The organism is Curtobacterium sp. MCBA15_004 (assembly GCF_001865055.2).
Taxonomy (GTDB): domain Bacteria; phylum Actinomycetota; class Actinomycetes; order Actinomycetales; family Microbacteriaceae; genus Curtobacterium.
On sequence record NZ_CP126266.1, the window covers coordinates 2025675 to 2038375 of the forward strand.

At 71.8% G+C, this 12701-nt stretch carries 13 protein-coding genes; 2 read left to right on the forward strand and 11 right to left on the reverse strand.

Going from position 1 to position 12701, the window contains the following annotated elements; translation table 11 throughout:
* Positions 1–35 precede the first annotated feature (35 nt).
* The 3 genes from nusB to QOL16_RS09505 all read right to left on the reverse strand — a co-directional run bounded on the left by nusB (position 36) and on the right by QOL16_RS09505 (position 3018).
* A complete protein-coding gene (nusB, locus tag QOL16_RS09495) occupies positions 36–533 on the reverse strand; it encodes a transcription antitermination factor NusB (protein ID WP_253181517.1) in 498 nt (165 codons plus the stop codon).
* A gap of 10 nt (positions 534–543) precedes the next feature.
* The gene (efp, locus tag QOL16_RS09500; protein WP_065959173.1) at positions 544–1107 is read right to left on the reverse strand and encodes an elongation factor P; all 564 of its coding nucleotides are present in this window, start codon (positions 1105–1107) and stop codon (positions 544–546) included.
* A 222-nt stretch (positions 1108–1329) separates the two neighbouring features.
* Positions 1330–3018, reverse strand: a complete 1689-nt coding sequence (locus tag QOL16_RS09505; protein WP_065959174.1) for an AarF/ABC1/UbiB kinase family protein — start codon at positions 3016–3018, stop codon at positions 1330–1332.
* 135 nt (positions 3019–3153) lie between these two features.
* Here QOL16_RS09505 and QOL16_RS09510 point away from each other — a divergent pair, with 135 nt between their 5' ends.
* Both QOL16_RS09510 and QOL16_RS09515 read left to right on the forward strand, forming a co-directional pair.
* Positions 3154–3504 (forward strand): hypothetical protein, encoded by a 351-nt coding sequence (locus QOL16_RS09510; protein ID WP_305410762.1) that lies wholly within the window; start codon positions 3154–3156, stop codon positions 3502–3504.
* Positions 3504–3683, forward strand: a complete 180-nt coding sequence (locus QOL16_RS09515; RefSeq protein ID WP_065959176.1) for a hypothetical protein — start codon at positions 3504–3506, stop codon at positions 3681–3683. Before QOL16_RS09510 ends, QOL16_RS09515 begins: the two co-directional genes overlap by 1 nt.
* A gap of 20 nt (positions 3684–3703) precedes the next feature.
* On the opposite strand, the gene aroB is transcribed toward QOL16_RS09515, so the two are convergent.
* From aroB to rpsD, 8 genes are all read right to left on the reverse strand, one after another.
* Complete coding sequence (gene aroB / locus QOL16_RS09520) at positions 3704–4786, reverse strand: 3-dehydroquinate synthase (protein ID WP_065959316.1); 1083 nt, start codon at positions 4784–4786, stop codon at positions 3704–3706.
* 23 nt (positions 4787–4809) lie between these two features.
* On the reverse strand, positions 4810–5493 hold the full coding sequence (locus QOL16_RS09525) for a shikimate kinase (RefSeq protein ID WP_366556873.1): 684 nt from the start codon (positions 5491–5493) through the stop codon (positions 4810–4812).
* Entirely contained in the window at positions 5490–6710 is a 1221-nt protein-coding gene (gene aroC / locus QOL16_RS09530; RefSeq protein ID WP_065959318.1) for a chorismate synthase, read from the reverse strand. Before aroC ends, QOL16_RS09525 begins: the two co-directional genes overlap by 4 nt.
* A gap of 55 nt (positions 6711–6765) precedes the next feature.
* Complete coding sequence (gene mltG, locus QOL16_RS09535; protein ID WP_253181518.1) at positions 6766–8340, reverse strand: endolytic transglycosylase MltG; 1575 nt, start codon at positions 8338–8340, stop codon at positions 6766–6768.
* Between the two features lie 87 nt (positions 8341–8427).
* Positions 8428–8871: a Holliday junction resolvase RuvX gene (gene ruvX / locus QOL16_RS09540; protein ID WP_065959320.1), complete on the reverse strand. Its 444-nt coding sequence runs from the start codon at positions 8869–8871 to the stop codon at positions 8428–8430.
* Between the two features lie 8 nt (positions 8872–8879).
* On the reverse strand, positions 8880–11537 hold the full coding sequence (gene alaS / locus QOL16_RS09545) for an alanine--tRNA ligase (RefSeq protein WP_065959178.1): 2658 nt from the start codon (positions 11535–11537) through the stop codon (positions 8880–8882).
* An 87-nt stretch (positions 11538–11624) separates the two neighbouring features.
* On the reverse strand, positions 11625–11807 hold the full coding sequence (locus QOL16_RS09550) for a hypothetical protein (RefSeq protein ID WP_065959183.1): 183 nt from the start codon (positions 11805–11807) through the stop codon (positions 11625–11627).
* 130 nt (positions 11808–11937) lie between these two features.
* Positions 11938–12567, reverse strand: coding sequence for a 30S ribosomal protein S4 (rpsD, locus tag QOL16_RS09555; RefSeq protein ID WP_058742120.1), 630 nt, complete (start codon positions 12565–12567; stop codon positions 11938–11940).
* Positions 12568–12701: the final 134 nt, after the last annotated feature.

Consider the following 12701-nt stretch of genomic DNA (forward strand, 5'->3'; position numbering starts at 1 on the left):
CCGGACGGACTTAAAGGACGCTGACGTGGACAACCCTACCGGGACTCCTGGTCCCCTGCGACCGTCCGATCGGACGGTTCCTCGTGCTGCGTGGTGCCGTGGTCGCCGTTCCGACCGGCTGCTCCCCGGCCGCCCGCGACGGCGCCGAGGACGCCGTTCACGAAGCTCGCCGAGTCGTCCGTCGACAGCGACTGCGCGAGTTCGACCGCCTCGGCGATGGCCACCGCGTCGGGCACCTCCGGGTTGTACCGGATCTCCCACACGCCCATCCGGAGGATGCAGCGGTCGAGCACGGGCATCCGGGCGATCGACCAGCCCTGCGCGTGCTCGATGATCACCTTGTCGATCGCGGACCGGTCGTCGTCGACACCGGTCACGATCTGTCGTGCGTAGTCCCAGCTCGAGGCACGCTCGGGCTGGTCGAGGTGCCGCACGGTCTCCGTCGCCAGGACGTCGGTGATCGGGAGCTCACGCACCTCGGCCACGTACAGCATGTCGAGGGCGCGCTTGCGGGCCTTCGAACGAGCACTCATACAGCGTCGCCTAGTTGTTGACGCGGCCGAGGAAGCTGCCGTCGCGCGTGTCGATCTTCACGGTGGTGCCGCTCTCGAGGTACAGCGGGACCTGGATGCGGTGGCCGGTCGCGATGATCGTCGCGTCCTTCGTGCCACCGGACGAGCGGTCGCCCTGCAGGCCGGGCTCGGTCTCGACCTCGGTGACGATGGAGGTCGGGAGCTCGATGTAGAGCGGGTTGCCCTCGTTCATCGCGATGGTGACCATGGCGGACTCGAGCAGGAAGTTCTTGGCGTCGCCGACGACGGTCTCCGAGACGTGGACCTGGTCGTAGGTGTCGGTGTCCATGAACACGTAGGACTCGCCGTCCTGGTACAGGTACTGGTAGTCGCGACGGTCGACGGTCGCGGTGTCGATCTTCGCGCCGGCGTTGAACGTGCGGTCGACGACCTTGCCCGAGACGACGTTCTTGAGCTTGGTGCGGACGAATGCGCCGCCCTTGCCCGGCTTGACGTGCTGGAACTCGACGACCGACCAGAGCTGCCCGTCGATGATGAGAACGGCGCCGTTCTTGATGTCAGTGGTACTCGCCATGGGTCTTCCGTTCGATGGTGTTGTGAAGGTCTCCCGGACGTGCGTCCGGTCCCGGTGTCGGCCGGGGTGACCCGAGCCGACGCCCGGACGAGTCTAGCGGACGGGGGCGGGACGCCCGCAGGGCAGGACGCCCGCGCCGCAGGACCGCCGACGCACGGCGTCAGCGTCGCCGCAGGCGTCAGCGTCCCTGCCGCCGCAGGACGCCCGCGGCACGGCACGGCGTCACCGTCTCCGCCGTGCGATCCACGCGTCGACGGCCGCCCACACCAGCAGCACCACCGCCGTCCCGCCGAGCAGTCCCCCGGCGCTCGCGGTCGACAGCACGGCGTCCGACCGCACGGGCGTCGCCAGGTACACGATCGCGAGCACGCCGGCGCCTGCCCCGAGGAGCACGAGCAGCACCCGACGGACCAGGCCGGCGACGACCTCCCGGTCGCGCCGGTCCGAGAACAGCCGGATCCGGACCGCCAGGTCGCCCTTCTCGACGGCCTCGCCGATCCGGTCGATCCGGCGCGGGAGCTTCCGGAGCGTCGACGCCACGCCGACGAGTTCGCGCAGCGCCAGGTCCCGCACCGCCTTCGGCCGGAGCTGGTCGCGGATCTGGCGACGGGCCAGGTCCCGGGACTCCTCGAGCAGGTCGAACGACGGCGCCAGGGTCCGGAGCGTCCCCTCGAAGATGGCGAGTGCCCGGGCGGCGGCCACGAAGTCCGGCGGCGGCTTGAGCCGGTACCGCCCGAAGACGGCCACGGCGTCGTCCACCGTCTCCACGCCGATGCGGGCACCCGGCCCGAGCTCGTCGGCGACGAACGCGGCGATGTCCCGGCGGAAGTCGGCTTCGTCCTCGGGGTCCCGCACGGGCGCCATCCGGAGCACCCCGTCGGCGATCCGTGCCGTGTCGTCCTGGATGTACCCGGCGAGGAGTTCCTGGACGGTCTCCCGCAGCCCCGGGTCGAGCCGCCCGACCGACCCGAAGTCGATGAGCGCCGGCCGACCGTCCGGCAGGAGCACGACGTTCCCGGGGTGCAGGTCGGCGTGGTAGATCCCGTCGAACACGACCTGTCGCAGGAACGCGTCGAGGACGGCGCGCATCGGCGCGTCCAGGTCGCGGTCGGACCGGACGGCGCGGAGCGCGCTGAGGGTCTCGCCCTCGAGGAACTCCATCACCATCACCCGTCGCGTGGAGAGCTCCCGGTACGGCTCGGGGAACGCCACCGCATCCGGCCGCGCGCTCCGGGCCTGCGCCGCACGCAGCGCCGCGAGGTTCCGCATCTCGGAGGCGAAGTCCACCTGGCGGACCAGGTCGTCGGCGTACTGCTGCGCGACGTCGACGATGCCGACCTGCCGCGCCTCGGCGCTGGTCCGGGCGAGGAACCGCACGACCCGCATCGCGATGTCGACGTCCCGCCGCACCGCCGCGTCGATGCCGGGGCGCTGCACCTTGACGGCCACGGTGGTCCCGTCGGCCAGCGTCGCGCGGTGGACCTGCGCGATCGAGGCCGCGGCGACCGGCTCCGGGTCGAACGTCGCGAACACCTCGTCGACCGGCGCGCCGAGCTCCTCCAGGAGCAGCGCGGCGACCTCGTCGGGGGCGGCGGGCGTCACGCTCCCCTGCAGGTGCACGAGCCCCTCGGTCCACTCCTCGGGGAGCAGGTCGTCCCGGGTCGACAGCAGCTGCCCCATCTTCACGAACCCGCCGCCGGCCTCCTCGAGCGCTCGGCGCAGGTGCTCGGCCTGGTCACGTCGCAGGTCCGCGGTCGCGGGGTCACGGGTGAAGTCGAGTCGACGGAACGGCAGCAGCCGGTGACGGCGGGCGATCGCGAGCAGCTCGGCGAAGCGACGGCCGCGGGACCGCAGGCTCCCGACCTCGACGTCCTGCTGACCGAGGTCGCTCAGGCGGGGCGGAGTGGGCACCGGACCAGTCTGCTCCCCGGCCCTGCGCGACAGCCGCAGCGCCCGTGTTCCTCCACAGCCTGGAGGCGCGGCGCGGCATCCACAGGTCGGCGCACCGCCGTCCTCGCCTCGCCTTCCGGGCCGCAGGATCATCGCATGGAGACAGCAGTCATCGCAGCCGCTCTCGCGGCGGTCGCATCGATCGTCGGTGCGGCGGTCAGCTGGTTCGGCGCCCACCAGGCGCGGCGAACGGCGGTCCGACACCATGCCTGGGACCGCTTCACCTGGGCGCTCGACCAGCGCCCGGGCAGCAGCGCGTACAACATTTCCACCGCTGTACTGCGGAACCTGGCGACGGTAACGTCCTGGCCGAAGGCCGACCGACGCCTCGCGCGTCGCGCCCTCGCCAGCGACCCCGCCGTCGCGTCGCAACCACCACGACCGCCACGACAACCGCCGTCATCGTCACCGTTGCAGACACCGTCACCCGATGAGGAGCCCTCCTGATGTCTCTCCTGAAGCCGCTGCCGGACGCCCTCGACCCCGACCGGGACGACGACGAGTACTGGGCGTGGGAGAACGGCGCCACGGTCGAGGAGTTCCGGGAGTGGCAACGCACCGGGGTGCTCACGGTGTCGATGCGCCTGAAGTGGTGGTGGCGGCGGACACGGCCGACGCTCCGCTGAACCCCTTCGGCGGCGTCGGCCTAGACCCCGACCTCCTGGTAGGCCGTGAACAGCAGGTGGTCCTCGGGTCCCTCGAGCGTGACCGGCTTGCCGACCCCGTCGAGGATGATGAACCGCAGCATCCCGGCCCGGGCCTTCTTGTCCCGACGCATCGTCGCGAGCAGTCCCTCCCACCGGCCGAGGCCGTACGTGGTCGGCAGCTCGAGCGACTCCAGGATCGAGCGGTGCCGATCGACCGTGGCGTCGTCGAGGTGCCCCGTGAGCCGAGCGAGCTCGGCCGCGAACACCATGCCGACGGCGACCGCCGCGCCGTGCCGCCACTGGTACCGCTCAGCGTGCTCGATGGCGTGCCCGAGCGTGTGCCCGTAGTTCAGGATCTCCCGGCGGCCCTGCTCGGTGAAGTCGTCGGACACCACCTGCGCCTTGAGCTCGATCGCCAGCTCGACCACGCGACGGAACTCCGGCGTGGTGGGGTCGGTGACCCGGGCGACGTCGGCCTCGACCAGGTCGAGGATCTCCGGCACCGCGATGAACCCGGCCTTCACGATCTCGGCGAACCCGGTCAGGATCTCGTTCCGCGGCAGGGTCTTCGCGAGGTCGAGGTCGACGACCACCGCACGCGGCGCGGCGAACACCCCGACGAGGTTCTTGCCCTCGTTGGTGTTGATGCCCGTCTTCCCGCCGACGCTCGCGTCCACCATCGCGAGCACGCTCGTCGGGATCGCCAGGAACGCGACGCCGCGGAGCCACGTCGCGGCGACGAAGCCCGCGAGGTCGGTCACCGCGCCCCCGCCGAGCCCGATGACGGCGTCGGTCCGGGTGAAGTCGGCCTGCCCCATCACCTGCCAGCAGAATGCGGCGACCTCGACGCGCTTCGCGCCCTCGGCGTCGGGCACCTCGGCGATGAGCGCCTCGAGCCCGGCGTCCGCCAGCAGCGCGCGGAGTTCGTTCGCGCGGGCGCCGAGCGTCGGCGCGTGCACGATCAGCACCTTCGCGACCCGCGGCCCGAGCAGTGCCGGGACGGCGCCGAGCAGCCCGTTCCCGACCACGACGACGTAGCCGCCCTCGCCGCCGACACGGATCTCGGTGGTGCCCTCCGGCAGGTGGGTGCTCGGGGTCGACTGGTTCACGGGGTCCCTCCGGTGGTGGTGCGACGCCCCGCTCCGGGGCTCGTGTCGGTCGGCGTGCTCGTGCCGGTCGGCGTGCTCGCACTGGTCGGCGTGTTCGTGTCGGCCGGGGTGCTCGTACCGGCCGGCGTGCGGGGGTCGGGCGGTGTGCTTCCCCGCACCCACGCGACGACCTCGTCAACGACGTGCGACATCGGCCGCCGCGAGGTGTCGAAGGTCGCGTGCGCGAGTTCGGCGTACGTCGCCGCGCGTGCGTCCAGGATGGTCTGCCACGCGTCGATGCCGCCGTCCGCCAGCAGCGGCCGGTCGCTGCCGGCGATGCGGTCGGCGACGGCCTCGGGCGAGACGGTCAGCAGGACGATCCGCGCGCCGGCCATCGCCTCGCGGGTCGCCGCGTGCGTGACCGCTCCCCCGCCGACGGCGACGACGCCGCCGCGCGTGACCGCGGCGCGCACGGCCTCGGCCTCGAGCTCGCGGAACGCCGCCTCACCGCGGTCGGCGAAGATGCCGGGGATCGGACCGTGCTCGCGGACGATCGCACGGTCGGTGTCGGTGAAGGACACCCCGAGCGCCTTCGCGACGCGCTTGCCGACGCTGGACTTGCCGGCGCCCATCGGTCCGATGACCACGACCGGCGCGGTGCTGCCCGCGGTGGCCGCCTGCGCCGGTCCCGTCCCGGTCACCGGGCGGCGGTCGGCTCGGTGGTCTCGGTGCGCCGGGAGCGCAGCGTCTCCGGGATCGCGGCCAGGTACCCCTCCAGGTTGCGCTTGGTCTCGGCCAGGCTGTCGCCGCCGAACTTCTCGAGCACGGCGTCGGCGAGCACGAGCGCGACCATCGCCTCGGCGACGACGCCGGAGGCCGGCACGGCGCAGACGTCGCTGCGCTGGTGGTGCGCTGCGGCGTCCTCACCCGTGGTGGTGTCGATGGTGTGCAGCGCGTGCGGGATGGTGGCGATCGGCTTCATCGCGGCACGGACCCGCAGCACGGTGCCCGTGGACATGCCGCCCTCGGTCCCGCCGGCGCGGTCGCTCGTCCGGATGATCTCGCCGTCCTCGCGGTACAGCTCGTCGTGCGCGGCCGAACCGCGACGACCGGCGGTCGCGAAGCCGTCGCCGACCTCGACGCCCTTGATGGCCTGGATGCCCATGATCGCCGCGGCGAGCCGAGCGTCGAGCCGACGGTCCCACTGCACGTGCGAGCCGAGGCCCGGCGGGACCCCGTAGAACAGCACCTCGACGACGCCGCCGAGCGTGTCGCCGTCCTTCTTCGCGGCCTCGACCTCGGTGACCATGCGTGCCGACGTCTCGGGGTCGGCGCAGCGCAGCTGGTCCTCGTCGAGGCGGTCGACGTCGTCGGGCATCGGCAGCGCGGTGCCGTCCGGCACGCGCACGGTACCGACCTGCAGGGTGTGCGCGACCGACCGGATGCCGAGCTCGGCCAGGAAGGACTTCGCGACGGCGCCGAGGGCGACACGAGCCGCGGTCTCGCGGGCCGAGGCGCGCTCGAGGATCGGGCGGGCCTCGTCGAAGCCGTACTTCTGCATGCCGACGAGGTCGGCGTGGCCGGGGCGGGGCCGGGTGAGGGGTGCGCCGCGACCACGGGACATCTCGGTCTGCTCGATCGGTTCCGGGCTCATCACCTCGACCCACTTCGGCCACTCGGTGTTGCCGATGCGGATCGCGATGGGGCTGCCCATGGAGTACCCGTGGCGGACGCCGCCCGAGACGTGCAGCTCGTCCTGCTCGAACTTCATGCGCGAGCCACGGCCGTAGCCGAGCTTGCGTCGCGCGAGGTCGGTGCGGATGGACTCGAACGACACCGGGACGCCAGCGGGCAGGCCCTCGAGCATCGCGATGAGTTCGGGTCCGTGGGACTCACCAGCGGTCAACCAACGAAGCATGCCGCCCATCCTCCCACAGCCCGTGCACGTGCGACGGCCTGCGACGCCCCCGCTGCTACTGGTACTCGGGGTGCGCCCGCAACCACGCTCGGAACTGGGCGACCGCCGCGTCGTGCTGCGCCAGCGTGTCCGAGAACACGGTCTCGCCGGTGTCCAGGTTCACGGTCACGAAGTACAGCCAGTTGCCCGTGGCCGGCTGGGTGACGGCCTTGATCGCGACGTCGCCCGGGTTCGAGATCGGTGCCGGGGGCAGCCCCTTGTGCACGTAGGTGTTGTACGGGTTGTCCGCGTCCGCGCGCTCGGCGTCGGTGGTCGTGACGGTGTGGGTGTTCCCCGTCCCGTAGGCCACCGTCGCGTCGGACTGCAGGAGCATCCCCTTGTCGAGGCGGTTCTGGAACACGCGCGCGACCTTCGGGAAGTCGTCGGCCTGGCCGGCCTCCTTCTGCACCAGCGAGGCGAAGACCACCACGCGCTCCTGGTCGGCCTCGGCGACGCCGGCGGCCTGCAGGTGCTGCTTCATGGTGTCGACCATCGACTGGAAGTACTGCTTCGCGCTCCACCCCGGGTTGATCGGGTAGGTCGCGGGGAACAGCCAGCCCTCGAGGGTCGTCACACCGGCCGGCAGACCGTACGCCTGCACGTCCTTCGCGGCCGAGGACACCTCGTCCTTGCTCAGTCCGGCCTTCGAGACCATGCCGGCCTCGATGTCCTGCAGCGCTGTGCCCTCGGGGATGACGATCGACGCCTGGACCCGGTTCTTCGTGTCCTGCAGGGCCGAGAGCGCCGACTTCGCGCTCATCTGCTTCTTCAGCTCGTACGAGCCGGGCTGGAACTGCACGTCGGGCGAGGTGAGCAGGAGCTTGTAGAACACCTTCGAGCTCTTCACGACACCGCTGCGCTGCAGGGTCTTCGCGACGTCCTCGCCGATGTCGCCCTGCTTGATCGTGATCGTCACCTTGCTCGTGCCCGAGCCGGAGTAGTCGTCGGACTCCTGCGACCCGCTGAATGCCTGCACGACCTGCTGGATCTTGGGCGCGGCGAAGGCGTACGCGCCACCACCGGCCGCCAGCACGACCGCGACGATCACGATGCCCGCCACGAGCGGACCGCGGCGCCGCTTCGGGCGCGGTCCGCGCGGCTGACGGGAGGCTCGCCCACGCCCGCCACGACCGTCGCGTCCGTCGTCTCCCGCGCCGCCACCGCCGTGGCCGGCTCCGTCGCCGCCGTCACGTCCGGATCCTCCCGCGCCGCCGGCGCGAGCCGCACCGGCCGGGACCTCGCCGGTCAGGAGGGCCTGCACCTCGGGGTGCAGCTCGTCGTGGTCACGCGCGACGGGAGCGTCAGCGGGTGAGACGGGCCGGTCCTGCTGCTGCGCGCGGCGTCGCTGCGGCGCGGCCTCGTCCGGCGTGATCGCCTGGTGCGGCACCGGCTGCTCCTGCGGCTCCTGCTGCTGCGGAGCCCTGAGCGCCTGCTCCTGCTCCTGCTCCTGCTGGGCACGGGCCTCGGCTGCACGCGCCTCGCGGCGTGAGCGCGGTCGGACGGTGTCGGTCGGACGGTCGGAAGGCTGGTTCCGCCCCTCGGCGTCGTCGCCGGGCGCGATGATCGCGTTCCAGTCCAGGTCGTCTGCCAACAGATCCTCGGTCTCTCGGGTCGGGGTTCTCCGCCTGGGGTCGTCGGTCCGGGTACGACGGTCGGCGCGGCGTCCCGGGCCGGCCGGTCAGGGGAGCGTGGCGCCTGGGGCGGCGCTGGACGCGCGCTCGTGGTCGAGCGCGTGTTGCAGAATGATAACAGCGGCCGCTTGGTCGATCACGGCCCGCGACTTCTTCGTGTTCCGGCCCGCCTGGTGCAGGCCACGCTGCGCCGTGACGGTCGACAGTCGCTCGTCGACGAGCCGGACGGGTCGGTGCCGTGCCAGCCGGTCGGCGAACGCGCGGGCATCGGCCGTCGAGGCCGTGTCGTCGCCGGACATCGACAGCGGCAGCCCGACGACGATCTCGAGCACGTCGTACTCGTCGGCGATCGCGAGGATGCGACCGACGTCGGTCTTGTCGTCACGACGGACGGTCTCGACCGGGGTGGCGAGCAGCCCGTCCCGGTCGCAGACGGCGATGCCGATCCGGGCGCGCCCGACGTCGACGCCGAGTCGTCGCCCGGACCGCATCGCCACCCTCAGCCCGCCAGACGCGCGGTGACGGCGCGGAGCGCGGCCGGGAGTGCCGCCGCGTCGGTCCCGCCGCCCTGGGCGAGGTCGGGCTTGCCGCCGCCACCACCGCCGAGGACGCCGGCGGCCTCCTTGGCGAGCGGGCCCGCCTGGACACCGGCGGCGCGCGCGGCGTCGTTCGTCGCGACGATCACGACCGGCTTGCCGCTGACCACGGCGCCGAGCACGACCACGGCCGCGGCGTCGCCGAGCTGTGCACGCACGCCCGTGGCGAGGGACCGCAGCTCGTCGCCCGACTGCAGGCCGTCGACGGCCTCCGCCACGACGGTCGTCGAGCCGACGGTGGTCGCCTGCTTCGCGATGGTCGGGACGCGCTGCTGCAGGTTGGCCGACTCGAACTCCGCGATGCGCTTCTGGGCGTTCCGGAGGTCCTCCATCAGGCTCTGCACCCGCGCGGGCAGGTCGTTGCGCGGCGCCTTGAGCGCGCTGGACAGCTGCGACACGATCGTGCGCTCGGCGGCGAGGTCGCGGAAGCCCTCGAGCCCGACCAGGGCTTCGACACGACGGTTCGTCGAACCGACGCTCGACTCCCCCACGAGGTTGACGAGCCCGACCTGGGCGCTCGAGGCCACGTGCGTGCCACCGCACAGCTCGCGGGACCACGGGCCGCCGATGTCGACCATGCGGACCTCGGCGCCGTACTTCTCGCCGAACAGGGCCTGCGCACCGAGGGACTTCGCCTCGTCGAGCGGCAGCACACGCGTCGAGACCTCGAGGTCGGAGCGGATCGCGGCGTTCACGACCTCCTCGATCTCGGAGCGCGTCGCGGTGGACACCGGCTGCGACCACGAGAAGTCCAGGCGCATGTAGCCGGACTTGTTGTACGAGCCGGCCTGCAGCGCCTCGGGACCGAGGACGTCGCGGAGCGCGGCGTTGACGAGGTGCGTGGCCGAGTGCGCCTGGGTCGCACCGCGGCGGTACTCGGCATCGACGACCGTGGTCGCGGCGTCCCCGACCCCGACCTCGCCGGAGCGGACCTGCACGGTGTGGCTCCAGAGGCCGGCGACGGGGCGCTGCACGTCGAGCACCTCGAGGTCGAACCCGTTGCCGACGATCGAGCCCTGGTCGGCGTCCTGGCCACCGGACTCGGCGTACAGCGAGGTCTCGCCGAGGATCACCTCGGCGATGTCGCCGGCGACCGCACGGTCGACGCTGACCCCGCCGACGATGATGCCGAGGATCGCCGACTCGGCCTCGAGCGCGTCGTACCCGAGGAAGACCGTCTCGCCGGCAGCGCGGAAGGCGCTGTAGACGCTGAGGTCGGCGAGGGCGGTCTTCTTGCTCTTCGCGTCGGCCTTCGCGCGGGACCGCTGCTCCGACATGAGCGTCTCGAAGGCCGTGCGGTCGACGTGGACCCCGGCCTCCTCGGCCATCTCCATCGTCAGGTCGATCGGGAAGCCGAACGTGTCGTGCAGCAGGAAGGCGGTGTCCCCGCCGATCGCCGCCGCACCGTCCTGCTTCGCGCGCTCGACCGCGACGTCCAGGATCGTGGTGCCCTGCGCCAGGGTGCGGAGGAAGGTCTCCTCCTCGGCGTAGACGATCCGCGCGATGCGGTCGTACTGCTCGGCGACCTCGGGGTAGGCGTCCTGCATGGCGTCGCGCGACGCCGGGAACAGCTCGGGGAAGGTCGCGCCCTCGACGCCGAGCAGGCGCATCGCCCGCACCGTGCGACGGAGCAGGCGGCGGAGGATGTAGCCGCGGCCCTCGTTGGACGGGGTGACGCCGTCGGCGACGAGCATGAGCGACGACCGGACGTGGTCGGCGATGACCCGCATGCGGACGTCGTCCTCGTGCACCGCACCGTACCGACGACCGGACACGGCCGCGGCACGGTCGAGCACCGGGCGGACCTGGTCGGTCTCGTACATGTTGTCGACACCCTGCTTGATGAACGCGACGCGCTCGAGGCCCATGCCGGTGTCGATGTTCTGGTTCGGCAGGTCGCCGGTGATGTCGAAGTCGATCTTCGACCGCACGTTCTGGATCTGGTACTGCATGAACACGAGGTTCCAGATCTCGACGTAGCGGTCGTCGTCGGTCGCCGGACCGCCGTCGACGCCGTACTCGGGTCCGCGGTCGAAGAAGATCTCCGAGCAGGGTCCGGCCGGGCCGGGCTGGCCGGTCGACCAGTAGTTCGTGTCCTTGCCCAGGCGCTGGATGCGCTCGTCGGGCAGCGTGGAGTGCTGCTTCCAGAACGCGATCGCCTCGTCGTCCTCCTCGTACACCGTGACCCAGAGGTCCTCGGGGTCGAACCCGAGGCCGCCGTCCGACTCCGCCGACGTCAGGAACTCCCAGGCGTACTCGATCGCCTGCTCCTTGAAGTAGTCGCCGAACGAGAAGTTGCCGTTCATCTGGAAGAACGTGCCGTGCCGCGGGGTCTTGCCGACCTCCTCGATGTCGTTCGTGCGGATGCACTTCTGCACGCTCGTCGCACGACGGTACGGCGCCGGCACGAGACCGGTGAGGTACGGGATGAACGGCACCATGCCCGCGACGGTGAACAGGAGCGACGGGTCGTCCGAGACGAGCGACGCGGACGGGACGACGGTGTGGCCGCGGTCACCGAAGAACTGGAGCCAACGGCGGCGGATCTCTGCGGTCTGCATGGTGCTTCCTGATTCAGGTCGGCGGGAGGGTCGTGCGGTGCACGGGTCGTGCGGTGACGCGGTCGCTGGCGGGTCGCCCCGCGGGGGTCAGGCGTCGGTGCGGAGCTCGGCCTCGCGCGAGCGGTAGCCGTCGGCCACGGCGCCGGTGAAGGCCTTCGTGCGCGCGTCCACGTCGGCGAAGAAGCGGGCACCACCGGGCGTGTGGGCGATCCGGTGCGCAGCGGCGAAGCCGATGACGATGCCGACGGCGACGAAGACCAGCTGCTTCACGGTGCCTCTCCCTCTCGCGCACGCGGGCGGTTGCGTGCGCCGACGAGTCTAGCGGCGGGACGTCCCGGGAACGCAGAACGGCGGGCCGCCCTCCTGAGAGGACGACCCGCCGTTCGGGGTGATCAGGTGATCAGCGAGCTGCGTAGTACTCGACGACGAGCTGCACTTCACAGGTCACGGGGACCTCGGCGCGCTTCGGGCGACGGACCAGGCGGGCCTGGAGCTTCTCGATCTCGACCTCGAGGTAGCCCGGGACCTTCGGGAGGACCTCGAGGTGGCCACCGGCGGCGGCGACCTGGAGGGGCTCGAGGGACTCGGAGCGCTGCTTGACGTGGATCATCTGGCCCTCCTTCACGCGGAAGGAGGGGCGGTCGACGAGCTTGCCGTCGACCATGATGTGGCGGTGCACGATCAGCTGACGGGCCTGCGCGGTGGTGCGGGCGAAGCCGGCACGGAGCACGAGGGCGTCGAGGCGCTGCTCGAGGAGCTCGACCAGGTTCTCACCGGTCAGGCCCTTCGTCTTGCGGGCCTCTTCGAAGACGATGCGGAGCTGCTTCTCGCGGATGCCGTACTGGGCGCGCAGACGCTGCTTCTCACGGAGGCGGACGGCGTAGTCGCTGTCCGCACGACGGCGGGTGCGGCCGTGCTCACCGGGGCCGTAGGGGCGCTTCTCGAGGTACCGGGCCGCCTTCGGCGTCAGCGGGATGCCGAGGGCGCGCGACAGGCGGGTCTTGCTACGGGTGCGTGACTTGGTAGACACAGGGTCCTTTTCTCTGTCTGAACTGAATACTCGAGGGGCACCGGACGCGCGCTCGACGAACGGACACGGTCGGACCCGACGACGGGATCCAGAGGGATGAGCCTGTGGGATCGGACGGCTACAGTCCGAACCCT

Coding starts and splice junctions, on each gene's coding strand:
- efp (WP_065959173.1), bottom strand. CDS start 1,107: ATGGCGAGTACCACTGACATCAAGAACGGCGCCGTTCTCATCATCGAC.
- QOL16_RS09510 (WP_305410762.1), top strand. CDS start 3,154: ATGGAGACAGCAGTCATCGCAGCCGCTCTCGCGGCGGTCGCATCGATC.
- alaS (WP_065959178.1), bottom strand. CDS start 11,537: ATGCAGACCGCAGAGATCCGCCGCCGTTGGCTCCAGTTCTTCGGTGAC.
- aroC (WP_065959318.1), bottom strand. CDS start 6,710: ATGCTTCGTTGGTTGACCGCTGGTGAGTCCCACGGACCCGAACTCATC.
- nusB (WP_253181517.1), bottom strand. CDS start 533: ATGAGTGCTCGTTCGAAGGCCCGCAAGCGCGCCCTCGACATGCTGTAC.
- QOL16_RS09515 (WP_065959176.1), top strand. CDS start 3,504: ATGTCTCTCCTGAAGCCGCTGCCGGACGCCCTCGACCCCGACCGGGAC.
- ruvX (WP_065959320.1), bottom strand. CDS start 8,871: ATGCGGTCCGGGCGACGACTCGGCGTCGACGTCGGGCGCGCCCGGATC.